This window comes from uncultured Bradyrhizobium sp., assembly GCF_936943645.1.
Lineage (GTDB): Bacteria > Pseudomonadota > Alphaproteobacteria > Rhizobiales > Xanthobacteraceae > Bradyrhizobium.
In genome coordinates, this window is record NZ_CAKZJO010000065.1 from 1 (window position 1) to 25674 (window position 25674).

General features: G+C 64.7%; 27 protein-coding genes. 14 read left to right on the forward strand and 13 right to left on the reverse strand.

Annotated features, from left to right (window positions below):
• Positions 1-72: 72 nt before the first annotated feature.
• The 3 genes from Q0743_RS18725 to Q0743_RS18735 all read left to right on the forward strand — a co-directional run bounded on the left by Q0743_RS18725 (position 73) and on the right by Q0743_RS18735 (position 2496).
• Positions 73-834 carry an SDR family NAD(P)-dependent oxidoreductase gene (locus tag Q0743_RS18725; RefSeq protein ID WP_298242987.1) on the forward strand — a complete coding sequence of 254 codons (762 nt, stop codon included), beginning with the start codon at positions 73-75 and terminating at the stop codon, positions 832-834.
• A gap of 12 nt (positions 835-846) precedes the next feature.
• Positions 847-1266, forward strand: a complete 420-nt coding sequence (locus tag Q0743_RS18730) for a thioesterase family protein (protein WP_298242988.1) — start codon at positions 847-849, stop codon at positions 1264-1266.
• A gap of 78 nt (positions 1267-1344) precedes the next feature.
• Positions 1345-2496: an ABC transporter substrate-binding protein gene (locus tag Q0743_RS18735; protein ID WP_298242989.1), complete on the forward strand. Its 1152-nt coding sequence runs from the start codon at positions 1345-1347 to the stop codon at positions 2494-2496.
• Positions 2497-2678: 182 nt separating this feature from the next.
• Here the strand turns inward: Q0743_RS18735 and Q0743_RS18740 are convergent, their stop codons facing one another.
• Positions 2679-3407 (reverse strand): glutathione S-transferase family protein, encoded by a 729-nt coding sequence (locus tag Q0743_RS18740; protein ID WP_298242990.1) that lies wholly within the window; start codon positions 3405-3407, stop codon positions 2679-2681.
• A 34-nt stretch (positions 3408-3441) separates the two neighbouring features.
• Complete coding sequence (locus Q0743_RS18745) at positions 3442-3702, reverse strand: hypothetical protein (RefSeq protein WP_298242991.1); 261 nt, start codon at positions 3700-3702, stop codon at positions 3442-3444.
• 113 nt (positions 3703-3815) lie between these two features.
• Here Q0743_RS18745 and Q0743_RS18750 point away from each other — a divergent pair, with 113 nt between their 5' ends.
• Together Q0743_RS18750 and Q0743_RS18755 are read left to right on the forward strand one after the other, a co-directional pair.
• Complete coding sequence (locus Q0743_RS18750; protein ID WP_097660039.1) at positions 3816-4514, forward strand: YafY family protein; 699 nt, start codon at positions 3816-3818, stop codon at positions 4512-4514.
• A gap of 5 nt (positions 4515-4519) precedes the next feature.
• Complete coding sequence (locus Q0743_RS18755) at positions 4520-4840, forward strand: YkgJ family cysteine cluster protein (RefSeq protein ID WP_298242992.1); 321 nt, start codon at positions 4520-4522, stop codon at positions 4838-4840.
• Between the two features lie 76 nt (positions 4841-4916).
• On the opposite strand, the gene Q0743_RS18760 is transcribed toward Q0743_RS18755, so the two are convergent.
• Both Q0743_RS18760 and Q0743_RS18765 read right to left on the reverse strand, forming a co-directional pair.
• Positions 4917-5315: a hypothetical protein gene (locus tag Q0743_RS18760; protein WP_298242993.1), complete on the reverse strand. Its 399-nt coding sequence runs from the start codon at positions 5313-5315 to the stop codon at positions 4917-4919.
• 316 nt (positions 5316-5631) lie between these two features.
• Positions 5632-5979 carry a DUF3307 domain-containing protein gene (locus tag Q0743_RS18765; RefSeq protein ID WP_018458457.1) on the reverse strand — a complete coding sequence of 116 codons (348 nt, stop codon included), beginning with the start codon at positions 5977-5979 and terminating at the stop codon, positions 5632-5634.
• Between the two features lie 417 nt (positions 5980-6396).
• On the opposite strand from Q0743_RS18765, the gene Q0743_RS18770 reads away from it, so the two are divergent.
• From Q0743_RS18770 to Q0743_RS18785, 4 genes are all read left to right on the forward strand, one after another.
• Positions 6397-7842, forward strand: a complete 1446-nt coding sequence (locus Q0743_RS18770) for a TAXI family TRAP transporter solute-binding subunit (RefSeq protein ID WP_298242994.1) — start codon at positions 6397-6399, stop codon at positions 7840-7842.
• A gap of 254 nt (positions 7843-8096) precedes the next feature.
• The gene (locus Q0743_RS18775; RefSeq protein WP_097660044.1) at positions 8097-8315 is read left to right on the forward strand and encodes a hypothetical protein; all 219 of its coding nucleotides are present in this window, start codon (positions 8097-8099) and stop codon (positions 8313-8315) included.
• 158 nt (positions 8316-8473) lie between these two features.
• Positions 8474-9580, forward strand: a complete 1107-nt coding sequence (locus tag Q0743_RS18780) for a cyclic nucleotide-gated ion channel (RefSeq protein WP_298242995.1) — start codon at positions 8474-8476, stop codon at positions 9578-9580.
• A 13-nt stretch (positions 9581-9593) separates the two neighbouring features.
• Entirely contained in the window at positions 9594-10379 is a 786-nt protein-coding gene (locus tag Q0743_RS18785) for an enoyl-CoA hydratase/isomerase family protein (protein ID WP_298242996.1), read from the forward strand.
• A 238-nt stretch (positions 10380-10617) separates the two neighbouring features.
• On the opposite strand, the gene Q0743_RS18790 is transcribed toward Q0743_RS18785, so the two are convergent.
• A complete protein-coding gene (locus tag Q0743_RS18790) occupies positions 10618-11262 on the reverse strand; it encodes a glutathione S-transferase family protein (RefSeq protein ID WP_298242997.1) in 645 nt (214 codons plus the stop codon).
• An 84-nt stretch (positions 11263-11346) separates the two neighbouring features.
• Between Q0743_RS18790 and Q0743_RS18795 the strand changes: the two genes are divergently transcribed.
• Positions 11347-12327 carry a YafY family protein gene (locus tag Q0743_RS18795; protein ID WP_298242998.1) on the forward strand — a complete coding sequence of 327 codons (981 nt, stop codon included), beginning with the start codon at positions 11347-11349 and terminating at the stop codon, positions 12325-12327.
• A 139-nt stretch (positions 12328-12466) separates the two neighbouring features.
• On the forward strand, positions 12467-12715 hold the full coding sequence (locus Q0743_RS18800) for a hypothetical protein (protein ID WP_298242999.1): 249 nt from the start codon (positions 12467-12469) through the stop codon (positions 12713-12715).
• A gap of 57 nt (positions 12716-12772) precedes the next feature.
• On the opposite strand, the gene Q0743_RS18805 is transcribed toward Q0743_RS18800, so the two are convergent.
• The 4 genes from Q0743_RS18805 to Q0743_RS18820 all read right to left on the reverse strand — a co-directional run bounded on the left by Q0743_RS18805 (position 12773) and on the right by Q0743_RS18820 (position 17236).
• Positions 12773-14005, reverse strand: coding sequence for an EAL domain-containing response regulator (locus tag Q0743_RS18805; protein ID WP_298243000.1), 1233 nt, complete (start codon positions 14003-14005; stop codon positions 12773-12775).
• 292 nt (positions 14006-14297) lie between these two features.
• The gene (locus tag Q0743_RS18810; RefSeq protein ID WP_298243001.1) at positions 14298-15245 is read right to left on the reverse strand and encodes a fatty acid desaturase; all 948 of its coding nucleotides are present in this window, start codon (positions 15243-15245) and stop codon (positions 14298-14300) included.
• 14 nt (positions 15246-15259) lie between these two features.
• Positions 15260-16276: an alpha/beta fold hydrolase gene (locus Q0743_RS18815; protein ID WP_298243002.1), complete on the reverse strand. Its 1017-nt coding sequence runs from the start codon at positions 16274-16276 to the stop codon at positions 15260-15262.
• A gap of 156 nt (positions 16277-16432) precedes the next feature.
• Positions 16433-17236, reverse strand: coding sequence for an MBL fold metallo-hydrolase (locus tag Q0743_RS18820; protein WP_298243003.1), 804 nt, complete (start codon positions 17234-17236; stop codon positions 16433-16435).
• A gap of 170 nt (positions 17237-17406) precedes the next feature.
• Between Q0743_RS18820 and Q0743_RS18825 the strand changes: the two genes are divergently transcribed.
• Complete coding sequence (locus Q0743_RS18825) at positions 17407-18609, forward strand: MFS transporter (RefSeq protein WP_298243004.1); 1203 nt, start codon at positions 17407-17409, stop codon at positions 18607-18609.
• A 12-nt stretch (positions 18610-18621) separates the two neighbouring features.
• Here the strand turns inward: Q0743_RS18825 and Q0743_RS18830 are convergent, their stop codons facing one another.
• Positions 18622-19473, reverse strand: a complete 852-nt coding sequence (locus Q0743_RS18830) for an outer membrane beta-barrel protein (protein ID WP_298243005.1) — start codon at positions 19471-19473, stop codon at positions 18622-18624.
• Between the two features lie 144 nt (positions 19474-19617).
• On the opposite strand from Q0743_RS18830, the gene Q0743_RS18835 reads away from it, so the two are divergent.
• Complete coding sequence (locus tag Q0743_RS18835; protein ID WP_298243006.1) at positions 19618-20706, forward strand: AraC family transcriptional regulator; 1089 nt, start codon at positions 19618-19620, stop codon at positions 20704-20706.
• Here Q0743_RS18835 and Q0743_RS18840 read toward each other — a convergent pair.
• The 3 genes from Q0743_RS18840 to Q0743_RS18850 form a co-directional block, all read right to left on the reverse strand.
• Positions 20703-21710 carry an NAD(P)-dependent alcohol dehydrogenase gene (locus Q0743_RS18840; RefSeq protein WP_298243007.1) on the reverse strand — a complete coding sequence of 336 codons (1008 nt, stop codon included), beginning with the start codon at positions 21708-21710 and terminating at the stop codon, positions 20703-20705. The genes Q0743_RS18835 and Q0743_RS18840 overlap by 4 nt on opposite strands.
• 15 nt (positions 21711-21725) lie before the next feature.
• Positions 21726-23336 (reverse strand): acyl-CoA synthetase, encoded by a 1611-nt coding sequence (locus Q0743_RS18845; protein WP_298243008.1) that lies wholly within the window; start codon positions 23334-23336, stop codon positions 21726-21728.
• A gap of 69 nt (positions 23337-23405) precedes the next feature.
• The gene (locus tag Q0743_RS18850; protein WP_298243009.1) at positions 23406-24173 is read right to left on the reverse strand and encodes a FadR/GntR family transcriptional regulator; all 768 of its coding nucleotides are present in this window, start codon (positions 24171-24173) and stop codon (positions 23406-23408) included.
• 165 nt (positions 24174-24338) lie between these two features.
• On the opposite strand from Q0743_RS18850, the gene Q0743_RS18855 reads away from it, so the two are divergent.
• Positions 24339-25544, forward strand: coding sequence for an ABC transporter substrate-binding protein (locus tag Q0743_RS18855; protein ID WP_298243010.1), 1206 nt, complete (start codon positions 24339-24341; stop codon positions 25542-25544).
• Positions 25545-25674: the final 130 nt, after the last annotated feature.

Here is a 25674-nt window from a genome sequence, read left to right on the forward strand (position 1 = left end):
CACCCCAACCCTCTCCCCGCAAGCGGGGAGAGGGAGTTCATCTCGTCTAGAATTCCGCACCAGGAGAACGCCATGTTGTTGAAGGATCAGGCAGCCATCGTCACCGGCGGCGCATCGGGACTGGGCGCGGCCACCGCGCGGAAGCTGGCGGCGCAGGGCGCCAAGGTCGCGGTGTTCGACCTCAATGCCAAGCTTGCCGAAACCGTTGCCGTAGAAATCAAGGGCGTCGCGGTCACCTGCGACGTCTCCGATGCTGCTTCCGCTGAAGCCGCGATCGCGCAGGCGACCAAGGCCGTTGGCGCACCGCGCGTGCTGGTCAATTGCGCCGGCATCGGCGTTGCCAAGCGCGTGGTCGGCCGCGACGGTCCGATGGCGCTCGCCGATTTCGACAAGGTGATCAAGGTCAACCTGATCGGCACCTTCAACATGCTGCGCCTTGCCGCGACCGAGATGTCCAAGCTGGAGCCGCAGGCGACCGGCGAGCGTGGCGTCATCATCAACACGGCGTCCGTCGCCGCCTATGACGGCCAGATCGGACAATCCGCCTATTCGGCCTCCAAGGGCGGCATCGTCGGCATGACGCTGCCGATCGCGCGCGAGCTCGCGCAGTTCGGCGTCCGTGTGCTGACCATCGCGCCCGGCCTGTTCCTGACGCCGCTGCTGGCAAACCTTCCGCAGGAAGCCCAGAACTCGCTTGCCGCCGCGATCCCCTTCCCGCGCCGGCTCGGCAACGCCGACGAGTTCGCCGCGCTCGCCCTGCACATGGTCGAGAATTCCTACCTGAACGGCGAAGTGGTCCGCCTCGACGGCTCCCTGCGCATGGCGCCGAAGTAAGGCAACAATCGCATGTTCGTGAACCGGCGCGAGGTCCAGATTCAGTGGGGTGACTGCGACCCCGCCAACATCGTCTACTATCCGCGCTATTTCGCGATGTTCGACGATTCGACCTCGACCCTGTTCGAGGTCGCCGGCTTCTCCAAGCAGGACCTGGTCCGCAAATACGGCCTGGTGGGCATCCCCATGGTCGACACGCGGTCCAGGTTCTACATCCCCTCGACCTATGGCGACTGGATCACCATCGAGACCAGAATCGAGAGCATCAAGCGCTCGAGCTTCGAGGTGAAGCACAACGTCTACAAGGGCGAGGCGCTGGCGATCGAGGGGTTCGAGACCCGCGTCCTCGTCGGCCGCGACCCCGTTAACCCCGACAAGCTGAAATCGGCACCATTCCCGGCGGAAATGGTAGCCAAATTCACGGGAAGCTAAATCGCCGCATCACCAAAAGAGGGGGCTGAATTACCCCCCGATTTCTGCTTTCAAAGCAACACGTCAAGGGAGGAATAAATGAAGCGCTTTTACCTGACCGCCGCCATCGCGGCGGCAACGATTGCCTTGCCGGCGCTGCCCGCGCTGGCCCAGACCGCCGAAGTCACCATCGGCATCACCACCACCACGACCGGCCCGGGTGCAGCCCTCGGCATTCCCGAGCGCAACGCGCTCGAATTCGTGCCGAAGGAAATCGGCGGCGTGCCACTGAAGGTGATCGTGCTCGACGACGGCGGCGATCCCACCACCGCGACGACCAACGCCCGCCGCTTTGTGACCGAATCCAAGGCCGATATCATCATGGGCTCGGCGCTGACGCCGCCGACCATCGCGGTCTCCAACGTCGCCAACGAAGCCGGCATTCCGCATTTCGGCCTCGCGCCGTTCCCGATCACGCCCGAGCGCATGAAGTGGTCGGTGGCGATGCCGCAGCCGATTCCGATCGTCGGCAAGGTGCTGTACGACCACATGAAGGCCAAGGGCGTGAAGACGCTCGGCTATATCGGCTATTCCGACTCCTATGGCGACCTCTGGTTCAATGACCTGAAGGCGCAGGCCGTGCCGATGGGCATGACCATCGTCGACGAGGAGCGCTTTGCCCGTCCCGACACCTCGGTGACCGGACAGGTGCTGAAGCTCGTTGCCGCCAATCCCGACGCGATCCTGGTCGGCGCTTCCGGCACCGCGGCCGCGCTGCCGCAGACCGAGCTGCGCGAGCGCGGCTACAAGGGGCTGATCTACCAGACCCACGGCGCCGCCAGCATGGATTTCATCCGCATCGCCGGCAAGGCGGCGGAAGGCGTGCTGATGGCCTCGGGCCCCGTGATGGACCCCGAGGATCAGCCGGATAGCGCACTCACCAAGAAGCCCGGCCTCGCGCTCAACGCGGCCTATGAGGCCAAGTACGGCCCGAACAGCCGCAGCCAGTTCGCCGGCCATTCCTACGATGCGTTCGAGATCCTCAAGCGCATCATTCCCGCGGCGCTGAAGACGGCCAAGCCCGGCACCCCGGAATTCCGCGAAGCGATCCGCCAGGCATTGCTGTCGGAGAAGGACCTCGCGGCGAGCCAGGGCGTCTACAACTTCACGGAAAAGGACCGCTACGGCGTCGACGAACGCGCCCGCATCCTGCTGACGGTGAAGGACGGCAAGTACTCGCTGGTGAAGTAAGGCCAGCCACAATTCGGATACGACAAGAGCCGGCCCGATGGGCCGGCTCTTTTGTTTTTGGATTCAATCTCTCAGGTCGTCATGCCTGGGCTTGTCCCGGGCATCCACGTTCTTCGCGCTGCATGGCAAGACGTGGATGGGGGGGGACAAGCCCGGCCATGACGATGTGGCTACATCGAGCCTTACGCCGCCTGCCGCAGCGGGGTCCAGGCGAACTCCGGATAATAAGCATCCATCATGCGGTCGACATAGGCGGTGAGATTCGGAAACCCCTCGGCGCGCTCGCGGAGGGCTGAGTCGAAGAACGGCGTGAGGACGCCGGCGAGCATGCCGAAGGCCGTCGCGTCGACACCGCAGGGCTTGTTGCCCATCAGGAACGACTTGTCGCCGAGCTGCACCGACAGCGCGAACAGCGAGCGCACGGCAAGGTCGACATCGTCGTCGGGCCCATGGCGGCCGAGCCCCGAGAGCAGATAGTTCTCGGCGACGCGGAATTGCGCATCCTCGCGCAGCTTCTCGCGATTGTGCTCCGGCGCGCCATCGAAGAAATGCGCGGGGCCCTTGGCGAAATTGACGGGATCGACCCAGCGGGCGCCGACCAGTCCCCAATAGACGTGATGCTCGATCATGCGCTCGAACGCCCAGGCCTGCGCCCGCTCCTGCAGAGACAGGCCGGCGTCGAAATCAAAGCCGTAGCGGCGCTCGATATGGGCGCGGATGAAGGTGGAATCGGCCACCGCCTCGCCGCCATCGTCGATGAACGGCAGCTGCCCCTTGGGCGAGGCCGGCGGCATCGCCCGCTCCTTCCGGTAGGGCAGTCCCGCCATCTTGAGCTGCACCTCGGTCTTGGTGACGAAGGGGCTGATTTCCGGCAGGCCGAAGCCGTTGCCAAAGCCGTAAAGCGTGATCATGCGATCTCTCCTGGACCTGCGAGTTTTGGGGAACCTAGTGACCGGCTGCTGCCACCATGGTGGCAGCAGCCGTGATATCTTCTGCGAACCGAGCCCCTCGCCAGGCGCGGCACATCACGTGTCGGACCAGCGCGTCGGCGGCTCGAACCAGCGAGCCCGTCACTGCGCTGGCGAGGGCAAACCGGAGGTCGACGGCCATGAGATCGAGCGAAACGAGGCGGCCGAACACCGACACGGACCATGCCTGGGCCCGCAGCATCGGAATGACCGGGCCGAAATGGGTTGGAATGATCATGGACAAATCCTCTTCAGTCGCTGTGTTGTCCCGGTATAGAACTCCCCTGCTGCCAACATCCTGTCAGCAGCCGCGCGCCGCTTTCTGAAAAGATCACCGATAAGAGAATTGTCATGAGACGCGCCGACCGGCTGTTTCAGATCATCCAGGTGCTGAGACGCACGCGTAAGCCGCTGACGGCGGATGCCATCGCGGCCGAGCTCGAGACCTCGAAGCGCACGATCTATCGCGACATCGCCACGCTGATCGGCCAGCGCGTGCCGATCCGCGGTGAGGCCGGTATGGGTTACATCCTGGAAAAGGGTTTTGACCTGCCGCCTTTGATGCTGACACCCGACGAGATCGAGGCCGCAGTGCTGGGCGCACAATGGGTCGCGGGCCACGCCGATTCCGCGCTGGCGCGCGCGGCCGAAGATCTGATGGCCAAGATCGCCGACACCGTGCCTGAGCGCCTGCGCCCCTTCGTGCTGGAGCCGGCGAGCCGCGCCCGGCCAAGCTGGAACAGGGAGCCGGATCGTCTCGACATGGTGCGAACCCGCACGCAGATCCACGAAGGCAAGAAGATCATGCTGCGCTATCGCGACGAGCAGGGCCGTGCCAGCGAGCGCATGATCTGGCCGATTTCGGTCGGCTATCTCGAAGCCGTGCGATTGCTCGCGGCCTGGTGCGAACTGCGCGGCGACTTCCGCAGCTTCCGCACCGACCGCGTGGTGGACGCGAACTATCTCGACGAGAAATATCCGGAGCGTCGCGACGTGCTGCGCGCCAGATGGCGGCAGAGCCTGGTCTGGGGCCCGCCAAAGGACACGTGACGAGGATGCAGGACAACCCCACCGATCCGTCGAGCTATTGCCAGAGCTGCGGCGCGTGCTGTGGCTATTCGGCCAACTGGCCGCGCTTCTCGATCGAGAGCGACGAAGAGCTTGCAGCCATCCCGGAGGCGCTCGTCAACGCGCGTCAGTCGGGCATGCGGTGCGAGGGTGATCGCTGCTCGGCCTTGCAGGGGGAAATCGGGAAAGCGACCGCCTGCGGCATCTATGCCGTGCGGCCGGAGGTGTGCCGCACCTGCATGCCGGGCGATGCCGAATGCGCGATGGCGCGGCGGAAGTTCGGGTTGCCCGTGATCGTTAGCGCATGATCCGGACCCGAAGGGCCGCGTTAGCGCAAAGTGCGCAGCGGCTTTCCGGCAAGATGACGCGTCAACGAGAAGCCGCTTAAGCCGGAACCGCTTCGCTGATCTCGTCGTCGATCTCGTCGTCCAGCGGTGCGAGCACCGATAGCGGCTTGGTCGACAGCGTGATCGGCTTGCGCCCGCCCGACAGCGACGGCGAGGATTTCGCGGTGCCCTCGCGCGACAACGCGTAAAGCGTCGAGCCGACGCGGCCGCCGTTCTCGATCAGGTCGCGCTCGCTGCAGCTGCCTGCGATCGCGACCGCTAGCGAGTGCAAATGGCTGCGGCGGTAGCAAAACAGCGCCAGCCTGGCGCGCGCGTCAGGGGAAACACTCTCAACCAACCTCGGCAGGCCACTCTCGCTGGCGCGATACATCTCGCCAAGGAGCTCGTCGCGGACCGGGCAGAAATCGCTTTCAAAGGTATCGCGGCTTGAAAACATTGCAGTTCTCCCTCGTCTCGCGGAAGATGCAGCGCAATTGTCTAACGAAAGGTTAACCACCCTGGGCGGTAGTCACCCGGGGTCCTTGTGCGTCGGCCGCGAATCGGAAGCGGGATCGGGGTGTAAAGGCCTCCACAACGTCATGGCCGGGCTTGTCCCGGCCATCCACGTCTGGCCGGATGGCACGAAGAACGTGGATGCCCGGGCCTTCGCCGCGCCAAAGCGGCTTCGGCCGCGCAGGCGGGACGAGCCCCCGGGCATGACGAGTTCTGGTGGCCGATGAAGAATGGCCCGACTCAAAGGGCGAGCGGCGGTCTCAGTTCGCCGCCATGAAAATCGAGAGCCCAAAGCCGGTGAGGTGGTGCAGGGCCTGGTCGACGCCGATCAAGGTCCAGAACCAGGGATGCGCCAGGTCGACCCCGAAATTCGCCGAGACGAGCCCCTTGGCGCGGTCGATCGTGATGTGGATCACGAAGTCGATCAGAGCCACGAACCAGAATTTCGGCGCCACGATCAGGATCAACGGCAGTGCAACTGCAAGGTGAACCAGGCAGTGCACCAGAAGCGGCAGGGCCCAGCCGTGCTTCTGGTCCTTGCCGTGCGCCATCCAGGCGGTCTGGAGGACGAAATCGGCGATGATGTGCTTGAAGGTGAGCAGCAACATCCAGCCAATAAGCGCTTCGACCGGAACCGCCGATGACATGGGTGGAAACGACAAGGCTGACGCCCTCATTGACGTGACAAGAAAAATGGGAGCCGTTCAGCGCAACTTCTTCTTGGACCAGTTCTGGACCGGTCAAATCGCCGGGACGTACGATTTATGACATCTCCCGCGGCGGAATGCAGCCGGGGGGAACCGGAAAATCGCCAAGTGTGGCTAACTAGTGATAGGATGACCAATCGCCGCGGACGCGTCGCGTAAGGTTACCGTCGGCTCGAAATTTGCTTTCCGCGACCTTCGCGCTATCATTGAAGACAGAGAATATCGTTCTTTTTTCAGACGCTTACGAATTAGAGGGCGCTTACCGCGATCACATTCGCGAGCCACCCGCCACCGAAAGAATAAGGCCAGAGTGCTGCCATGAGTGCTGAAGGCCCCATTTCGTCACTGACCGAGCCGCCGCCCCGGCGTCCCAAGGTGATCAAGACCAATCAACAGCAGGTCTTCCTCTACGTCGTGCTGACCCTGCTGTTGTCGCTCGCCACCGTCTGGGGCGGACGCGCGTTGCTGCACAATTCGGAAACGCTGACCTTTGCCGTCGGCGCTCCCAATGGCGACGAGGCGCTGTTCGCGGCCAAGCTCGCCGCCGTGCTCAACGCCAACGCCTCGCGCTTCCGGATCAAGATCGTCAACAACGCAGACAGCGCCAAGGCGCTCGCGCAGTTCGACCGAAAGCAGGCCGATCTCGCCGTGCTGCGCACCGACGCCAAGGTCCCGCTGCGGGCGCGCACGCTCGCGATCCTCGAGCACGATCTCGTGCTTCTGCTCGGTCCCGGCAACAAGAAGATCAAGTCGATCGCGGAGCTGAAGAAGAAGAAGGTCGCGGTCGTCGCCGAGAGCGAAGCCTCCCTCGCCTTCGTCCGCAGCATTCTAGACATTCCCGACGGGCCGGACGCTGCCAAGATCCAGATGGCGCCGCAGGGCGCAACGCTCGACAAGCTGTTCGCACCGTCGAACGGCTTTGGCGCGGTGATCGCCATCGTCCACGCCTCCAGGGCCGTCAGGGACAAGGGCTATGAGCAGCTCGCCAAGCGCGGCGGCTTCACCCTCAATGCAATCGACGAGGCCAAGGCGCTGGCGCGCAGGCTTCCCGGCATATCCAGCGAGACGCTGACGGCAGGCACTCTGGCGACCTCGCCGCAGATTCCCGACGACGACCTCGACACGATCGGGCTCGAATGGCTGCTGGTCGCGCAATCTAGGATGTCCCCGACCACGGCAGGCGAGCTCGCGCGCATCGTCTACGAGAACAAGCCAGCGCTTGGGCTCGACAACGGCTTTGCCAGCAGGATCGAGCCGGCCTCCGTCGAGAAGGACGCCTTCGTGATGGCGCACCAGGGCGCGGCCGACTACATCAACGACGACACCAAGTCGTTCATGGAGAAGTACAGCGACCTGATGTATCTGGGCGCCGCCGCGCTCAGCGTCATCGGCTCGATCTTCGCCGCGATCTACGCAAAGATCACCCGCATCGCGCCCGAGAAGGCCAGCGAGCTCTCGACCGCCATCCTCGACATCGGCGAGCGGATCGAGCACGCCCACTCGCTGGATCAACTGGAATGCCTCCAGGACGAGCTGGAGGGCATCCTGCGCGGCGCCGTCATCGGCCTCAGGGACGGCACGATCAGCACCGACGGGCTCGACACCTTCAAGCTGGGCTACGAATTCGTGCGCGACGAGATCGGCATGCGCCGCGACTATCTGAAACGTCACGCCGGAGAGAGCGACAAGACAGTGCAAGGCGGCGGTCCTGCCCAGCACGACGACAGCAACGTCGTGGTGGTGAAGACCGCCCAGAGCGCCTGAGGCCTGTTGGGCTGCCCAATGTCTTGGACAAGCTGCAACGCCAAAGGCGTTGCGGCGCCGAGCCGGGACCCAGGTGCTGGAGCCTGCGCTGCTAAATGGGCCCCGGCTCTGCAACGCATCATCCGGACGGTGCTTCGCATCGCCGGATGATGCGCTGCGTCCGGGGCACGAGACTGGCGGTTCGCATGATTGCTCCGCCTGGAACTGCCGCGATCTGCAACCGTTGGTTCGCAACGACAACCGGAGACCGCAGCATGCGTGCACTCCTCATCATCCTCCTTCTGGGAATGCTGGCGGCAGCCGGCTATTTCGCCTATTCCGCAATGGCGATCGAAGGTGAGCCGATCCCGACGGAAGGCTACGTGGCGCTGGCGCTGGGCGCGGGGTTTTCCGTTGTGGTCGGCATCGGGCTGATGGTGCTGCTGTTCTTCAGCAGCCGCCGCGGCTACGACGAGCCGCCCCATTTCAGGTAGGCACCGCCAACGACGGCGGCACAGACCGGCCAGCCCGGCGCAGCGGCGCCGGCAGAGCCGCCTGCTGTCGTTGACGGCCTTCGCCCGGACAGGCACTTTGGCGTCGACGTCCCAACCGGGGCCTCGAGACCTGCCCCGAGACCGAATAGCCTTCCCGCATGTCCAAGCCGCTGATCTCCGCTCTGGCCCAGTTCGCGGCCGCCACGGCCGGCCGCAACATGACCAAGGCGGCCTATGTCGCGGTGACGGTCGGCGTGCTCAGCATGGTGTTGCTGACCGACAACCGGGCCAGGGAGGCGCACGGCTGGGTCGATGGCCTGCTCTGGGCCTGCCTCGCCTATTTCGTGTTCGAATGGCTGGTCCGGCTGCGCCACATGAGGCAACAGGGACGACTTTCGCTTTATGTCTCCTCCTCCGCCGGCATCGTCGATGCGATCGGAGCGCTGGCCGTGCCGGCCGCGCTTCTCCTCGGCGTCGAGCCCAGAACGGCTTGGCTGCTCAGCGTGCTCTGGGTGTTGAAGGTGGTCCCGGGCATTCCGGGCCTGCGGCAGCTTCGCCGCGTGCTGGTGCTGGAATCGGGACCGCTGGTCAGCGTGCTCGTGATCTTCCTGATGGTGGTCTTCCTCGCCTCCGTCGCCGAATATTTCCTGGAGCGGGACGTGCAGCCGCAGACGTTCGGCAGCGTGCCGGCCGCACTGTGGTGGGCTGTCGTCACGCTCACGACCACCGGCTACGGCGATGCCGTGCCGGTCACGCCGCTCGGGCGCATGGTGGCGGCCGCGGTGATGATCTCCGGCCTCGGCGTGTTCGGCCTCTGGACCGGTATCCTGGCGACCGGATTTGCGGCCGAGACGCGGCGCGACAATTTCCTCAAGACCTGGGAATCCGTCAGCAAGGTGCCGTTCTTCGCGGCGCTTGGACCCGCCGCCATTGCCGACGTCACCCACATGCTGCGCACCATGGAGCTGCCGGCGCGCACCATGATCATCCGCAAGGGCGCACAAGGCGATTGCATGTATTTCATCGCCGCAGGGGAGGTCGAGGTCGAGCTGCCCGGCAAGAAGGTGCAGCTCGGCGAAGGCGCCTTCTTCGGCGAGATGGCGCTGCTCGGCAACAACAAGCGCGGCGCCAACGTCTCGACCACGAAAGTGTCGCGGCTACTGGTGCTCGATCTCGTCGACTTCCGCGTGCTGATGGCACGACACCCGGATCTCGCCGAGACCATCGACGCCGAGGCGCAACGGCGCGCGCTCGAAAACAAGTAAGAAGGAGACAAGAATGTCGGACATCACCGACGCCGCAACCGGCCCCCTGCTCGAACGCGACGGCGCATGCGCAACCATCCGCCTCAACCGGCCGAAGCATCTCAACCGGCTGCAGGCCGAGGATCTCGGCGAGCTCGTCAGGCTGTTCGACCTGGTCGAGGCTGATCCCGCCATCCGCGTGCTGGTGCTGACCGGCACCGGGCGCGCCTTTTCCGCGGGTTACGATCTCAACTCGGTCGCCGAGCGCGCCGTCAGCGCACACGAGCAGCAGAGCGCGGGCTCCGCCTTCGAGGTGGTCGTCAACCGGCTGGAGGACTTGGGCGTGCCGACGATCTGCCGGCTCAATGGCGGCGTCTATGGCGGCTCGACCGATCTCGCACTCGCCTGCGATTTCCGCATCGGCATCGACACCGCCGAGATGTTCATGCCGGCGGCGCGGCTCGGGCTGCATTACTACCGGAGCGGCATCAAACGCTACGTGACGCGGCTCGGCCTCGACAATGCGAAAAAGCTGTTCTTGACGGCGCAGAAGATCAGCGCGCCGGAAATGCTGCGCATCGGCTACCTCACGGCGATGGTGCCGGAAGAGACGCTCGACGAGGAGGTCGACAAGCTCGCCAAGGTTCTCGCCGGCAACGCGCCGCAGGCGATGCGCGGCATGAAGCGCGCGATCAACGAATTCGCCCGCGGCGAGCTCGACGACCGCGCCGCCGATCAGCGCCACCGCGACAGCATGCGCGGCGACGAGATCAAGGAAGGCATCAAGGCGTTCGCGGAGAAGCGAGCGCCGCGGTTTTGAAATGGCGCTCAAGGAGTACGAGGAGGCGCCTCGCACTCCGCCGTCGTCCTGGACAAGCGCGCCAAAGCGCGCGCAGATCCGGTACCCATAACCACAGGCAGTGGTTATGTGGCGAGCTGATCACTCCGAGTCTTCGCAACACATCTCCCTGTGGTTATGGGTCCCGGGTCTACGCTGGCGCTTGCCCGGGACGACGGCGGAGATTGAGGCGCCGCCTCATGGCACAACACGAACACCCTTACGTCCCAATCGCCTTCGCATGCTGCGCGGCCATCTCCTCATCCGCCGCGGTGATGCGCTGAAACGCCGGGCGCGCGGTCATGCGGTCGGCATAGCGGACAAACACGTCCTTCTTCGGCACGATGCCGAACATCATGGTCCAGCTGAACGCGACGCCCCACAGCACGTCCGCGGCCGTCATGCGTTCGCCGAGCAGGTACGGGCCCTTCGACAATTGCGCCTCCAGCGCACCCAGCATGGTGTCGTAATCGGCATAGGGCGATTGCGTGATCGGCGCCGGCTCGCGCTGCATGAACTTGTCGATCAGCGCGGGCTCGAAGGACGAGCCGTAATAGGCGATCCAGCGCAGATAGGGGCCGCGCAGCGGATCATTCAGCGCGGGCGTCAGGCCGGCCTGCGGGAACAGATCGGCAAGATAGATGGTGATCGCGACCTGCTCGGTCACCAGCGCCTCGCCATGGCGGATCGCCGGAACCTTGCCGAGCGGATTGATGGCGAGGTAGGCCGGCTGGCGCTGCTCGCCGGCCTTCATGTTGAGGATGTGGAGATCGTAGGGCGCGCCGAGCTCCTCCAGCAGCACCCGCGTGCCGGTGGCGCGGCTTTGCGGCGAGTAATACAGCGTGAGGCGGTTCGGATCGGTCATGGCAGGTCTCCTGGGCATTGGCTGGCGATGCCCTTCTTACGTACCCATACCTGACATCCTGTGTCAGGTATGATTTAAGGACTTATGCGTGCGAGCCGGATGCTGTCGATCCTCACCACCCTCCAGGCCAAGGGGCAGGTCACCGCGCCCGAGCTTGCAGAGGCCTGCGAGGTCTCGGTGCGCACGATCTATCGCGACATCGATGCGCTCGCGGCCTCCGGCGTCCCTGTCTACGCCGACCGCGGCGCCGAGGGCGGCTATCGCCTGCTCGACGGCTACCGCGTGCGCCTGAACGGCCTGTCGCAAAGCGAGGCCGGCGCGCTGTTCCTCGCAGGCTTGCCGGGCCCCGCCGCGGCACTCGGGCTCGACGCAGCGATGATCGCCGCGCAGAACAAGCTGATGGCGGCGCTGCCCGTCCATCTGCGCGAAGACGCCGGACGGATGCAGGAGCGTTTTCATTTGGATGCGCCGGGCTGGTTCGGCGAGGCGGAAGAACCGCAACATCTGCGCACCATCGCCGGTGCGCTGCTGCGCGGGACATTGATCAAGATCCGCTACCAGAGCTGGCGCGCGGAGAAGCAGCGCCGCCTCGCCCCGCTCGGCCTCGTGCTGAAGGGCGGCAACTGGTATCTCGCAGGCCAGGTCGATGCCAGCGTGCGCACCTATCGCGTCGCGCGCGTGCTCGACTGCACGGCGCTCGACGACCGGTTCGATCGTCCCGCCGATTTCGATCTCGCCGCCTATTGGCAGGCCGCGACACTTCGCCTCGAGGCCGAGATGCATCCGAATATCGCGGTGGTGCGGCTGTCGCCCTTCGGCGTCAAGCTGCTCGACGCGCTGAGCCAGCCCTATGTCAGGGCGCGTACCGAGATCGAAGAGACCACCGATGCAGACGGCTGGCGCATCGCGCGGGTGCCGACCGGCAAGACCTCATGGCACGCCGCCGCCGAATTGTTGCGGCTCGGCCCGGAGGCCGAAGTGCTGGAACCCGCCGATCTCCGCGACAAGATGATGGAGATGACGCAGGCGATGGCCGCGCGCTATCGCGCGGCGCGGAAAGCATGATTCCGGCACGTTTCGCCGGAGACCACGAAACAATCTTGAAACACGATTCTCCCGATCGCGCGTGAACGCGATCGCATCTCGGCTCGACCGAAGATGCAGGGACACAACAACGGCCTTAGCGCCACACTGGAGAATGAAAATGTTTCGTAAGCTTGCTCTTGGTCTGATCGCTGCCGGTTCGCTCGGCGTCGCCGCTCTCGCGCCCACCGCGGCGTCGGCCGGCGGCGGCGGCTTCTATCCTCACCATCACTGGAATCACGGTTGGGGCTATGGCGGCGGCATCTACCTCAACACCGGCATCAGCAACTGCTACCAGGAGCGCGTCGTCCAGACCCGTCACGGCCTGCGCGTCCGCGTCGTGAATGTCTGCGCCTACGGGATCTACTGAGCCCGCCTGCATCTGACTGGCGCAACCCCGGTCGCTCCGCGACCGGGGTTCGTCGTCTCAGCTCGCGAGCGCCGTCTGTGTCGCGGAAGCGGCCTGTTCGTCTGCCAGGGAATTGCGCTCGGAGATCCATCGTTCGGCGCGCGCGCGCCGCAGCGAGGGCGCAAACAGGAAGCCCTGGGCGACGTCGCAGCCGATCCGGCGGATGATCTCGAGCGCCTCCGGGCTTTCGACGCCCTCGGCCACCACTTTCATGTTGAACGCCTTGGCAAGCGCGACAGAAGCATCGACGATCTTCATCATGTCGTCGTCGGATTCGCAGCCCTTGATGAAGGACTGGTCGATCTTCAGCTCGCTGAACGGCAGCCGCACCAGGGCCGCAAGCGACGAATAGCCGGTGCCGAAATCGTCGATGGCCGTCCCGATTTTCTTGATCCGCAGCCGCACCAGAATGTCGTTGGCGCGGTCGACGTCGGCCATCGCCGAGGTCTCGGTGATCTCCACCGTCAGCGAGGTCGGCGGGATGTTTTCGCGGCGCAGGATCTCCTCGATCCGGTCGGGCAGGGTCAGATCCGACATCAGCGTGCCCGAGATGTTGACCGCAATGGTGAAGCCGGGATTGCGCTCGATCAGCTTGCGGCCCTGCGACATCGCCGACGACAGGATGCAATCGGTCACCTCGCGCATGAGGCCGGCTTGTTCGGCGATCGGAATGAACACCAGCGGCGACACCATGCCGAATTCAGCGGTGCGCCAGCGCGCGAGCGCCTCGGCGCCGATGACTCGTCCGGTCTCGAGCGCGATCTTCGGCTGAAACTCGACGAAGAATTCGTCGGCGGCGAGGCCGCGCAGGATCCTCTCCGGCGTGATCCGAAGCTGCGGCGAAGCAAATGGCGTAGCCAGCGGTGCGCGGCACGGCAATTCCAATGCGTTGCGCAGGCGGTTCAGATCGAGCGGCTTGGTCAGGCATGCGCCGAGCGACAGTTTCAACCCGCTCGCGACCCGCCGCGTGGCCTTCATGATGCGATCGTCGCAGCCGCTGATGATCACGATCGACATCGCATGGAGGCCGGCGTCCGCGACGAAGCGCAGCAGCTCCACCCCGTCCCGCTCGCCGAGCGACAGGTCGAGCGCCATGATCTCGAAGCCCTCGCGGCCCAGAAGCTCGGTCGCGGCCTCGTAGGAGGACGCAACCACCGTCTCGTAACCGAGCTTTGCCCCGATCTTGCCGATCAGAACTCGCTGCACCAGGTCGTCGTCGACCACCAGAAGACGGCCTCTCGTTGCACTCATCACCAATCTCTCCAGACGTCGGCGGTGTTGATGCAAGCGACCTTAGAGCAGCGCCCTCGCTTGGTTGTGAATACAAGACGGCTAAAACTTTTCCGATCCGGAAGAATTCGTTAGGCACGTTTTTGACGCCAACAAGCATTTGATCCTGCTGGCATTTATGCGACGCGCGGCGGAACGGTACCCCGATGTTCTTCCCCATGCGCAAGCGCAATGAACGCGTCGTAAAGCTCTCTATCGGAAGCCGGCAAATGCACGACAAATTACGGAGACGCCCTCACTGGCACTGGTCGAGCTACCCGGCCTGCCGCTGCCGACGAAACCAGGCCCAGGTCTCGCGCGTCGTTCTGATGTAGCCGCGGCCACGATGAACGATCTCGCCGTCGACGATCGCGTTCAGCTTCGGCAGCGCGTGAAACGGGATCGAAGGATAGGCGTGGTGCTCGACGTGATAGGGCATGTTCCACGCGAACCATTTGACGATCGCAGCGGTGTAGGTGGTGCGCGTGTTCTGGAAAGCGCTGCGGGTGCGCTCGCAGCCGGTGTGTTCGGCATAGAGATAAGGCCGCAGGAAGAATTGCCCGCTCACGAGCGGGACGATCCACACCCAGAGCAACAGCGCAGAGGAGAACCACAGCGACAGCGCAAGCAGCAGGACATAGAGCGCGACATAGACACGCGCCTCCCTGACGATGACGGCACGCTTGCCCTCGGGGATCCAGGGCACGACGACCTTGCCGGTGATCGCGTGGCCGAGCATCAGGCGGAGACGGCCGGCGACCTGGAGCAAGCCGCTATAGGCGATCGCGAGCTGCGTGTCGGATGTCGGCTTCACGCCGACGATCAGCTCGGGGTCCCTGTCGGGATCCTGGGTGTAGCGATGATGATCCCAGTGAAACAGGCAATAGTATTCGTAAGGCAATCCGATCATGAAGGCCGCGAGATAGCCGACGCCGAGGTTGAGGCGGCGGCTTCTGAACGCCGTCTTGTGCGCGGTCTCGTGCACCGCCATGAACAGGAAGGCGACGACATAGCCCTGCATCATCATCAATGGCAGCGCCCAAAGCACGCCCCAGGTCGAGGAAACCTTAGAGATCAGCGTGCCCACCAGCACGATCATTCCGAAATGGCCGAGGCCCTGCACGGCGCCCCGGAGATCGGAGCGGACCGATAATTCGCGCAGCATGGCCGGTGACAGCGGCTTCAAGCGATGATCAGGCTCGGAAACAGTTGCATCAGTCATGAGCGGAGACCTGTCTACCTCGAAAGGAGCGCCGCGACCTCGGCCTTGAGAAAGGCCTGGTCGCGCGGATTGCCGACGGGATTGCCGGCGCGATGGCCGTGCAGCGACGGGATCGGATGCAGCACGGCGGATTTCGCGTTCACCAGCCGGCCGAGCTCGTCCTGATTGTCGCGCACGTCGAAATAGCGATCGGTGGCGCCAGGCATCAGCAGCATGTGCGCCTTGATCGCCGCCAGCGCGCGATCGAGATCGCCAGCGAATGCATCACAGCGGCTGATGTCGCCCCGCTGCCAGATGCCGACCTGCGTCAGCAGATCATTGGCGTCGCGCCGCGCGAACGTCGCATCCCAGGTGCGGACGAGATAATCCTCCAGCGAGGTGAAGCCCGCCTCGCGCCAGAGCTCATCACGATAGAAACCGTGCGACATCGCCCAGCCGGCATAGACCCGCCCCATCGCGCGATAGCCGGCCACGGGCTTCTCCACGAAGCGGCCTTCGCGGAAGGCGGGATCCGCAGTGAGCGCGGCCTTCACGCTCTCCAGGAAGACGTAATTGTAGGGCGCGCAACGCGCACTGCCGCAGACCACGGCGGCTCGCTCGACCATATCAGGATGCAGCGCCGCCCAGTGATAGGCCTGCATGCCGCCCATCGACCAGCCATAGACCAGCGCCAGCTTCGCGATGCCGAACCGCTCGGTGAGGAGCCGGCGCTGGACCGCGACGGCATCGTGATAGGTCACCTCGGGGAACGGCGCGGCGGTGTTCGACGGCGAGGACGACAGGCCGTTGCCCAGCAGGTTCGGAATGATGATGAAGAAGCGCGTGGGGTCGAGCACGCCGTCGGGCCCGATCAGCCATTCGGTATCAGCGTGCTGTGCGCTGAACGAGGTCGGATAGAGGATGACGTTATCTCTCGCCGAACTCAGGGTGCCGTAGGTCCTGTAGACGAGCTTCAGCGCAGGAAATACGGCTCCGGACTGGAGCGTGACGTCGCCAGCCTCGAAGATCTCGCCATCGCTTGGCGCCGTCATGCGTCCAACTCCCGCTCACGCGGCCGCAGAGTGCCGCAGCTTCCACGATGCATCGATCATGCCGGACCCGCAGCTGCGCCATGCAGCAGATTTAATAACTGTACGCATAGTACATTTATTAACGACCGGCAAGATAAATCCGCTTCTCCCGCCAGCTCAGGCGATGGCCGCTATGTAGCGCTCCACCGATGCCGCGAAGGCAGCCTTGGCACCGCTGGCGATGTTGCGGCCCCACCACGCGCCATAGATGCGATCGAAGGCGAGCGGCTCGACGGCATCAGCGATCCGCCGCACCGCGGCTGCGTTGAGCGGCATGTAGTTGGGATAGGAGTACATGAAGCTGACGAAGCGGCGGTCCATCGTCACCTGCGCGATGTCGCCGGTGAGCAGTGCGCCCCGGCCGTCCGCACTGCGCGCCGAGTGCAGCATGGTGGCGCCGGCGAAATGACCGCCGGTGCGCAGCAGCAGCACGTCCTTGGAGATGCGGAGGCTATCACCGGTCCAGTGCACGATCGCGGGATGCGGCCGCGTGACGAAGGCGCGATCGTCGGCATGCAGATAGACCGGTATGCCGCCGAAGGTGTCACTCCAGTCGGCGACTGCGCCGTAGTAGTGCGGATGCGAGATCGCGATCGCCTTCAGCCCACCGAGTGCGGCGACATATTGGATCGCATCATCGGTTGCAAGCGGAATGCAGTCCCACATCACGCAGCCGTCGCCTTGCGGCACCAGCAGCGCGCGCTGCCCGATGGCGAAGCTCGGCTCCATGCCGATGCCGGTGAGGCCGAGATCGCCGCGCCCGACCAGCCGATGCCCCTGCATGAGCTGCTCGCGCGTGAGAAAGCTCTGCCCCTTCCAGTTCACGAACTGCCGCTCGTCCTCGCAGATCAGGCAGGAGGCCGGCGGAATTCCGCCGTTCGGGAATTGCGCGCCGCAGGTTTCGCAGATCCAGAGAGGCATGAGCAGAGCTCCATGGCAGGATCGCAACATGACATTGCGGACGCGCTTTCAGCAAGGTCGATGACCGGGGTAGCTGGAACCAACGCAGGGAGCACCCGTTACGTTTCAGATCAACGCCAGGACGATTGGCCAAGAGGATCACGACACACGAACAGCATGCCTAGGTATCGATGACTTCGCGGCCTCCCTCCCCGTCCCGTATCTGGCCTCTGTTCGCACTCAACTTCTTCATGGCCGACATGCAGTCGGGCATCGGGCCATTCGTCGGCGTCTTCCTCCAGGAACGTGGCTGGGCGACCGGACTGATCGGCACCGCGATGACGATCGGCAATGTCGCGGGCATGCTTGTGACGACGCCGATCGGCGGCTTCATCGATTCCAGCCGCAACAAGCGACTATGGGTCGTCATTCCCGGAATCTGCGTCGTTCTCGCCTCAGCGATCATCCTGATCTCGCAGAACTTCTGGGCGGTGACGTTCTCCCAGGTCGCGCAATCGCTGGCGAGCGCCGCCATCGTGCCGGCGGTCACCGGTATCACGCTCGGCATCGCCAGGCAGAAAGGCTTCAACGCGCTCAACGGCCGCAACCAGGCGTTCAACCACGCCGGCAACATGGTCGGCGCGGCATTGTCGGGCTATCTCGGCTACAAGTTCGGCTATTTCGCCGTCTTCGTTCTGGCGGCCGTGTTCGGCGCCATCGCGATCGCCTGCGTGATGATGATCCCCGCCAAGGCGATCGACGATCGCGCTTCGCGTGGCTGCAAGGAGGACGATCCCGACAGTGCGCCGGATGCGTTTACGATGCTGCTCAAGCACCGGGCGCTGCTGGTGCTGGCGCTTTCACTCGCGCTGTTCCATCTCGGCAATGCCGCGATCGTTCCGCTCTATGGTCTAGCGGCGGTCGCCGAGGGACAGGCCAACGGCCCGAGCTTCGTCGCAACCACCGTGGTGATCGCGCAGGGCGTGATGATCGTGACCTCGCTGGTCGCGATGAAGGCCGCGAGCAAGCGCAATTACTGGCCGATCATCCTGATCTCCTTCATGTTCCTGCCTATCCGCGGCGTGCTGGCCTTCTTCGTCACGGGATGGTGGGGCGTGGTACCGATGCAGGTGCTCGACGGCATCGGCACCGGACTGCAGACGGTCGCCGTGCCCGGCATGGTCGCGCGCGCGCTCAACGGCACCGGCCGCATCAATCTCGGCCAGGGCGCCGTGATCACGGTGCAGGGCGTCGGCGCCAGCCTCAGTCCGGCACTCGGCGGCTGGATCGCACAATGGATCGGCTACGGCCCGACCTTCTTGCTGCTGGGCGGCTTCGGCCTTGCATCGATCGGGCTCTGGATGGCGTTCGGCACCGCGGTCAGGAAATACTGAGCCTCACCGGCATCACGGCGCAAATTGGCGGTTCAGACCGATCCTGAAGGTGTGAAGCGCGATGTCGCTGGCCGCAAGGCTGGTCGCGGGAATGGACAAGGTGAGCTGACGACCAAGGTTGAGATAAAGATATTCCGCCTTGAACGACCAATGCGGCGCGAACGCCCACTCTCCGCCGCCGCCGACCGCGTACCCGACATTGTAACCACTTGCCGAGGCATGACCGTCCAGCGCGCCGGGAAACCCGGGGATCGGGAAGTTGTTGGTCAGCCTGACATGGCTGCTGTCGAGACGTGCCTTGACATGCGCCCAGGCGAGACCGCCCGTCGCATAGAACAGCCAGTTGCGGCTGGCGTAACCGAGGCGGCCGCGCAGTGTGCCGAGATAATCGATGTCCTGCGTCACCGTCACGGTGCCGGTGTAATTGTCGAAATCGCCGACGAGGAAAACCGGGCGGAACGCATACGAGCCTGATGCGCGCCCGCCAATCCCGGCCGCGCTGACATCGGCTTCAACACCGGCGACCAGATGGCCGCTCTGCCAGTTGTAACCGGCCTGTAGACCGCCCAGCCAACCCGATTGATCGACACCGAGCGCGAACGGAGCAGATGCCGTCGAGGTAAGGTTGTTCACACCGGGAAACATCGCGAGCAGCGCAGAGGGATCGACCCGCGCCGCGTTGCCGTCACCGGTGCCGTAGCCCGCGTGAACACCCGCATAGAAGCCCGTCCAGCTGAAGCCGGCCGGCAGCGGCGCAGGCGGCGCCTTCAGCGCCATGTCGGCGGCCGTTGCGCCGACGGCGCCATAGGCAACGATGCCAAGCCCCAGCAGAACCGCCAGCAGATCGCGCGCACGAGATGTCATCGGGTCATTCCCTTCCAATCGGTCGATCATTCGCCGGCGACGATAGGCACGAAGCGATCCGCGTTCGTGGCGGGGAGCGAAGCCCCGAATGGACTCACGTGAAAGACGGCGGCAAAGACGGAGCCTGTTGCGATCAGGGCACACGTGGCTGCGGCACCAGGTCGCGGGCACAGCACGCCATCGCGAGTGGCTTATCACGCAATCCCGCGCTTTTGCCGTTGCGGCGCATGGAGCCGACGATACAACCTGACGGAAATCGCCAACCAGCGTACCCCACTGTCAATGATCCAGCCTCAGCTCTCATTCGATGGCGACCCGAATGGCCTGGCCTATGAAAGATGGCGCGAGCAGTTTTGCCGTCAGGTGGCGAATGTCGATTTCGTGCCGGTGGGAGACGGGCGTGTGCACCGGACCATTGCGCCGGCCATTCTTCCGCGCATCAGACTCTCGGCCTCGTTCGGCTCGCCGATATCTTTCGTTTCGTTGGGGACGAACGACGAATTGGTGATTACGACGTCACCCAATTCGGCGTTGAGCGGGACCATGGGAAAACGCCCGCTGGAGATCTCGGCGGGTGACGTCACAATCGGAGATCCCTCGATCAAGGGGGCCTACATCACTCAGATCGGGAACGGAAATTTCCGGACCGCGCTGCTGCCACGCAAGGCGTTGCTACGCGTTTGCCCGAATGCCGAGGACTTGATTGCGGGGTCGATCCCCGGTGCCAATCCGATCACGTCGATGTATCTGCGCTATTACGACCTCGCGCATGCTCATGCCGACAAGCTCGCCCCCGCCGAGCTCGATGCGGTCTCGCAGCATTTGTTCGATCTCGCCGTGCTGATGATCGGGGCCCACGGCGATGTTGCCGAGGAAGCGCGGACGCGCGGCCTTGCCGCAGCCCGACTGGAGACTCTCAAATCCGACATCCTGGCGCAACTGGACAGCCCCGCGCTGTCGCTCGCCGTCCTGTCCGCCGCGCATCGGGTCAGCCCACGCACGATCCAGCTGCTGTTCGAGCAGGCCGGCATCACCTATAGCGGCTTCGTGCTGGAGCAGCGCTTGCTGCGCGCCGAGCGGTTGCTGCGAAATCCTGCCATGCGCACCCGCAAGATCATCGAGATCGCGCATCTCGCGGGCTTCCACGACGTCTCCTACTTCCATCGCGCGTTTCGCCGCCGTTTCGGGCAAACGCCGGACGATGTCAGGAAGCTTTCCGGCGGGAGCAGTTAGGCGAACTCGACCACGATCTTGCCGAAATGCCCGCCCTGCTGCATCAGGCGCAGCGCGTCCGTCACGGCATCGAAGCTGAACACGCGGTCGATCACCGGCTTCATGCCGTTGCGTTCGACCGCGGCCGTCATGTCCTCGAACATGCGGCGGCTCCCGACGGAGAGGCCGATGACGTGGAGGTTCTTGGCGAACAGGCTCGGGATCGCGATCTGCTGCGAGAAGCCCGTGAGCACGCCGATCACCAGGATCGTGCCACCGACGCGCGCAGCCTCGAGCGATTGCGCAAGAGTATCCTTGCCGCCGACCTCGACGATGTGATCGACACCTCCGCCGCTCCACTCCGCGGCGGCCTTGCCCCATTCGGGCACTGAGCGATAGTTGATGGTGTGGTCGGCGCCGAGTGCCCTGGCGCGTTCGAGCTTCTCGTCACTCGACGACGTCACGATCACGCTGGCACCGGCGAGCTTTGCGAATTGCAGCGCGAAGATCGAGACACCGCCGGTGCCCTGCACCAGCACGGTATCGCCGGGCTTCACCCGTGCTTCCTCGAACAGCGCGCGCCAGGCGGTGAGCCCGGCGCAGGGCAGCGCCGCGGCCTCCCTGAACGACAGATGCGAGGGCATGCGGCTGACGCCCTCGGCGTCGAGCACCATCACCTCCTGCAGCACCCCGGGCCGCGTGCCGCCGAGTGCGTATCGACGGCTGGCCGCCGAAACCTGTCCGTCGATCCAGGACTGGAAGAACATCGGGCAGACGCGGTCGCCGGCCGCGATGCGCGTGACGCCCTCGCCGACGGCTGTGACCTCGCCCGCGCCGTCCGAGAACGGGATCAGCGGCAATCGGGTGACGCCGCCCTTGCCCTGGACCGTCAGCAGATCGCGATAGTTGAGCGACGCTGCCTTCATGCGCACCGCTACCTGACCCGGCCCGGGCACGGGCTCGGGCAGATCGACCAGCTCCATCCCCTCGATCGACCAGTCGCGCGCGACCTGCCAGGCTTTCATGGAAAGCGCTCCCTCTCAGGTGCCAAAGCTCTTCTGCACCGCCTTGTCCAGCGTCTCTCCGCCGACAAAGCGCTGGCGCAGTTCGCGCTTGAGCAGCTTGCCGCTCGGATTCTTCGGCAACGCGTCCACGAAGATGACCCGCTTGGGCACCTTGAAATGCGCCATCTGGCCGGCGCAGTGCTTGATGACGGTTTCCTCGTCGAGCTTTTCGCCGCTCTTGACCACGACGATGGCTGTGACCGCCTCGATCCAGCGCGGGTCGGGCAGGCCGACGACGGCAACCTCGGAAACCCCGGCAATGCGATAGACCATCTCCTCGACCTCGCGGCTGGCGACATTCTCGCCGCCGGTCTTGATCATGTCCTTGACGCGGTCGACCACGGTGATGTGGCCTTCGTCATCGACAGTTGCGAGATCGCCGGAATGAAACCAGCCGCCGGCGAAGGCGGCGGCGGTCTTCACAGGATCGTTGTAATAGCCGGAGAGCAGATGCGGCGAGCGATGCACGATCTCGCCGACTTCGCCGACCTTGACGTCCTCCATCGCCGTATTGACCACGCGCGTCTCGACATTGAGCACGGGCTTGCCGGCCGAGCCGGCCTTGCGGAGCTGGTCCGCCGGGCGCAGCACGGTGGCGAGCGGCGCGATCTCGGTCTGGCCGTAGAAATTCCAGAATTTGACATTCGGCAGCCGGCGCTGAAGTTCGAGCAACACTTCCACCGGCATGATCGAGGCGCCGTAGTACCCTTTTTCAAGCGTCGACAGATCGGTCTTGTCGAAAGACGGCGAGCGCAGCATCGCGATCCAGATCGTCGGCGGCGCGAAGAACGATGTGATCCTGTGCGCCTGGATCAGCGCCAGGATGTTGTCGGCCGTCGGCTTGCCCGTGATGACGCCGGAGGCGCCGAGATAGACCTGAGGCCCCAGGAACACGTCGAGCTGGGCGCAGTGGTAGAGCGGCAGCGCGTGCAGGAACTTGTCGTCCACGCTCATGCCGCCGTCGATGATGCAGCTGACATACTGCCACATCACCGCTTCATGGGTCAGCATCGCGCCCTTGGGGAGGGATTCCGTGCCCGAGGTGTAGACGATCTGCGCGAGATCGCGGCTGTCGACCGAGGCGTCCAGGAACGAGCCGTCGGCGTGGAGCAGATCGTCGAAGGTGGTGAGCCCCGCCGGCGCCGTCGCGGGATCCTCGCCCGGCAGCCAGATCATCTTCTCGACCGCGCAATCCTTGGCGCTTGCGGCTTTGGCCGGCTCGACGAAATCGGGCCCCGCCGCCAGCAATTTTGCCCCCGAACTCTTCAGGATGAAATTGATCTCGTCGGGATTGAGCATGAAGTTGATCGGCACCAGCACCGCGCCGATCCGCGCCAGCGCGAAACGCAGCGCTGCAAACGCATGTGAATTGCGCGAGAGCACCGCGACGCGATCGCCCTTCTTGACGCCGAGGTCGAGCAGGCCGCGACCGAGCCGGTTACAGATCGCGTCCATCTCGGCAAAGCTCCAGCTGACATCACCGCAGCTCACCGCAAGCTTGTTCGGCTCGCGGCCCGCCGAGCGGCGCAGGAGATCGCCGATGGAATGCTCGCGGGCTTTGGCGATGGTGGCTGCGATCTCGGTCATGTGTCCCTCCGGGTGATGTCTTTGTTTGTCGGATTTCTTGTTCGAAATCTTGCGTTTTGTCGTGCAGCGCTACCGGCGCCGGGTCGCCTGCGCGTGCTCCATGTACATGTGCTCGACCGAGCGATCGAGCGAGGCGATCTTCTCGAAGCCGCGGCGCCAGTCCTGCAAATGCCGACGCGTCCAGAGCACGCCGGCCTCGCGGTCGCGCCGGCGGATCGCGTCGATCAGGTGGCGATGCGCCGCGACGAGACGCGGGCCGCCCTCGGCGACGCCGGTCACGGTCATCTCGGTGGTGGGATAGAACAGCTGCGCCGCCGGCTCACGCGCGAGCTGGAGCACGCGGTTCTGCGAAGCCTTGGCGACCAGTACGTGGAATTCGGCATCGCATTCGGCGAGCGCCGCGGGATCGCCGACCACGGCCTCGCTGCGCACGAGGTTGTCGTCGAGTTCGGCGACGTTCGCCTCGGTTGCGCGCTCCACGGCGCCCTCGATGCTGGCGACTTCCAGCGTCATCGAGGCCTCGTAGAGCTCGCGGAAGGTGACCTCGTGCAGCACCAGCGCCCGGCTGAGACGGCTTGCGAGCTTGCTGTAGCGCGGTAGGCAGGCGTGGAGGCGGCGCGAGGAATCGCGGCGGATCAGCCCGCCCTCCTCCAGCACGCGGATGCCCTCGCGAATGGTCGAGCGGTTCACACCGAACTGGCGGACCAGATCGTGCTCGGTGCCGATGGGATCGCCCGGCTTGATGCGGCCGTTGACGATCTCGCGTTCGATGGCGTCGGCGACCTTCTGATAGGCCGGCGCGACATCGATCGGACGAAACAGCGGTGCAATGGGCAAGCCGGACCTCAATGGCGTTTGTCGGACAAACTATATTGCCGACCGCCGAATGCGTCAAACTGCTCCAGAGAAGCGGTGGATACAACAAATTGACTCCGCCGGAACCCACCTCTAACTTTGTCGGACAAAGGGACAGAATAGTCCCATGCAAGAGGAAACGTATCCATGAGACCTATCGCAGCCCTCGTGTCTGCGGCCGGCCTGCTGTCGGCTGCCCTGATCATCCCCGCCGCGGCCCAGCAGGCACCGCTCAAGATCGGGGTGCTCTCCGATTTCTCCTCGGTCTATTCCGACATCGGCGGCATGGGGAATGTCGAGGCCACCAAGATGGCGATCGAGGATTTCGGCGGACAGATGTTCGGCAAGCCGATCGAGATGGTCGCTGCGGACGTGCTCAACAAGCCCGACGTCGCCTCCACCATCGCGCGCAAATGGTGGGAGACCGAAGGCGTCGACATGATCATCGACCTGCCGACCTCGGCCACCGCGCTCGCGGTGATGGAGCTGTCGAAGCAGTACGAGAAGATCATGATCGTGACGGATGCGGCCAGCTCCGACATCACCGGCAAATCGTGCTCGCCCTATACGGCGCACTGGACGTACGACACCTATGCCAACGCCCACACGGTCGGCAGCGCCATCGTCAAGAACGGCGGCGACACCTGGTTCTTCCTCACCGCCGACTACGTATTCGGCCATTCGGTCGAGCGCGACACCGGCGACGTCGTGAAGGCCGCCGGTGGCAAGGTGCTCGGCAGCGTCAAGCATCCGCTCAACACCGCGGACTTCTCCTCGTTCCTGCTGCAGGCCCAGGCCTCCAAGGCCAAGATCATCGGCCTCGCCAACGGCGGCGGCGACACCATCAACGCGATCAAGCAGGCCGGCGAGTTCGGCATCGTCGCCGGTGGACAGAATCTGGCGGCGATCGTGATGTTCATCTCCGACGTGCACAGCCTGGGCCTGAAGCTCGCGCAAGGCCTGATCATCACCGAGGCCTATTACTGGGATCTCAACGACAAGACCCGCGCTTTCGGCAAACGCTTCCTGGAGCGCGTCAAGCGGATGCCGACGATGAACCAGGCCGCGACCTACAGCGCAACGCTGCATTACCTCAAGGCGGTGCAGGCCGCCGGCACCCGCGACACCAAGACGGTGATGGCGAAGATGCGCGAGCTGCCGGTGAAGGATGCCTTCACCGACAACGGCGTGCTGCGCGAGGACGGCCGCATGGTGCACAGCATGTATCTGTTCCAGGTGAAGAAGCCGGAAGAATCGAAGGCGCCGTGGGATTACTACAAGCTGCTCGCCGAGGTGCCCGCCGACCAGGCATTCCGCCCGCTCAAGGATGGCGGCTGCCCGCTGGTGAAGTGAGACGCCCCGGATCGCGCCAATAGCCATCCGCTCAGGAAGCTTCGCTCGTCCGCTCGATCAACTGCGCGGACGAGAGCGGCAAGGAGAACGCGCCCAAAATAGAGGCAATGACGCCCCGCGCCGGCATCTG

Excerpts from the sequence above, each read along its gene's own strand:
- Q0743_RS18785 (WP_298242996.1), top strand. The coding sequence starts at position 9,594 with ATGTCGGACATCACCGACGCCGCAACCGGCCCCCTGCTCGAACGCGAC.
- Q0743_RS18815 (WP_298243002.1), bottom strand. The coding sequence starts at position 16,276 with ATGACGGCGCCAAGCGATGGCGAGATCTTCGAGGCTGGCGACGTCACG.
- Q0743_RS18770 (WP_298242994.1), top strand. The coding sequence starts at position 6,397 with ATGAGTGCTGAAGGCCCCATTTCGTCACTGACCGAGCCGCCGCCCCGG.
- Q0743_RS18735 (WP_298242989.1), top strand. The coding sequence starts at position 1,345 with ATGAAGCGCTTTTACCTGACCGCCGCCATCGCGGCGGCAACGATTGCC.
- Q0743_RS18740 (WP_298242990.1), bottom strand. The coding sequence starts at position 3,407 with ATGATCACGCTTTACGGCTTTGGCAACGGCTTCGGCCTGCCGGAAATC.
- Q0743_RS18800 (WP_298242999.1), top strand. The coding sequence starts at position 12,467 with ATGTTTCGTAAGCTTGCTCTTGGTCTGATCGCTGCCGGTTCGCTCGGC.
- Q0743_RS18755 (WP_298242992.1), top strand. The coding sequence starts at position 4,520 with ATGCAGGACAACCCCACCGATCCGTCGAGCTATTGCCAGAGCTGCGGC.
- Q0743_RS18805 (WP_298243000.1), bottom strand. The coding sequence starts at position 14,005 with ATGAGTGCAACGAGAGGCCGTCTTCTGGTGGTCGACGACGACCTGGTG.
- Q0743_RS18810 (WP_298243001.1), bottom strand. The coding sequence starts at position 15,245 with ATGACTGATGCAACTGTTTCCGAGCCTGATCATCGCTTGAAGCCGCTG.
- Q0743_RS18825 (WP_298243004.1), top strand. The coding sequence starts at position 17,407 with ATGACTTCGCGGCCTCCCTCCCCGTCCCGTATCTGGCCTCTGTTCGCA.
- Q0743_RS18790 (WP_298242997.1), bottom strand. The coding sequence starts at position 11,262 with ATGACCGATCCGAACCGCCTCACGCTGTATTACTCGCCGCAAAGCCGC.
- Q0743_RS18730 (WP_298242988.1), top strand. The coding sequence starts at position 847 with ATGTTCGTGAACCGGCGCGAGGTCCAGATTCAGTGGGGTGACTGCGAC.
- Q0743_RS18765 (WP_018458457.1), bottom strand. The coding sequence starts at position 5,979 with ATGTTGCTGCTCACCTTCAAGCACATCATCGCCGATTTCGTCCTCCAG.
- Q0743_RS18845 (WP_298243008.1), bottom strand. The coding sequence starts at position 23,336 with ATGACCGAGATCGCAGCCACCATCGCCAAAGCCCGCGAGCATTCCATC.
- Q0743_RS18745 (WP_298242991.1), bottom strand. The coding sequence starts at position 3,702 with ATGATCATTCCAACCCATTTCGGCCCGGTCATTCCGATGCTGCGGGCC.
- Q0743_RS18840 (WP_298243007.1), bottom strand. The coding sequence starts at position 21,710 with ATGAAAGCCTGGCAGGTCGCGCGCGACTGGTCGATCGAGGGGATGGAG.
- Q0743_RS18760 (WP_298242993.1), bottom strand. The coding sequence starts at position 5,315 with ATGTTTTCAAGCCGCGATACCTTTGAAAGCGATTTCTGCCCGGTCCGC.
- Q0743_RS18855 (WP_298243010.1), top strand. The coding sequence starts at position 24,339 with ATGAGACCTATCGCAGCCCTCGTGTCTGCGGCCGGCCTGCTGTCGGCT.
- Q0743_RS18775 (WP_097660044.1), top strand. The coding sequence starts at position 8,097 with ATGCGTGCACTCCTCATCATCCTCCTTCTGGGAATGCTGGCGGCAGCC.
- Q0743_RS18820 (WP_298243003.1), bottom strand. The coding sequence starts at position 17,236 with ATGCCTCTCTGGATCTGCGAAACCTGCGGCGCGCAATTCCCGAACGGC.
- Q0743_RS18795 (WP_298242998.1), top strand. The coding sequence starts at position 11,347 with ATGCGTGCGAGCCGGATGCTGTCGATCCTCACCACCCTCCAGGCCAAG.
- Q0743_RS18830 (WP_298243005.1), bottom strand. The coding sequence starts at position 19,473 with ATGACATCTCGTGCGCGCGATCTGCTGGCGGTTCTGCTGGGGCTTGGC.
- Q0743_RS18780 (WP_298242995.1), top strand. The coding sequence starts at position 8,474 with ATGTCCAAGCCGCTGATCTCCGCTCTGGCCCAGTTCGCGGCCGCCACG.
- Q0743_RS18750 (WP_097660039.1), top strand. The coding sequence starts at position 3,816 with ATGAGACGCGCCGACCGGCTGTTTCAGATCATCCAGGTGCTGAGACGC.
- Q0743_RS18725 (WP_298242987.1), top strand. The coding sequence starts at position 73 with ATGTTGTTGAAGGATCAGGCAGCCATCGTCACCGGCGGCGCATCGGGA.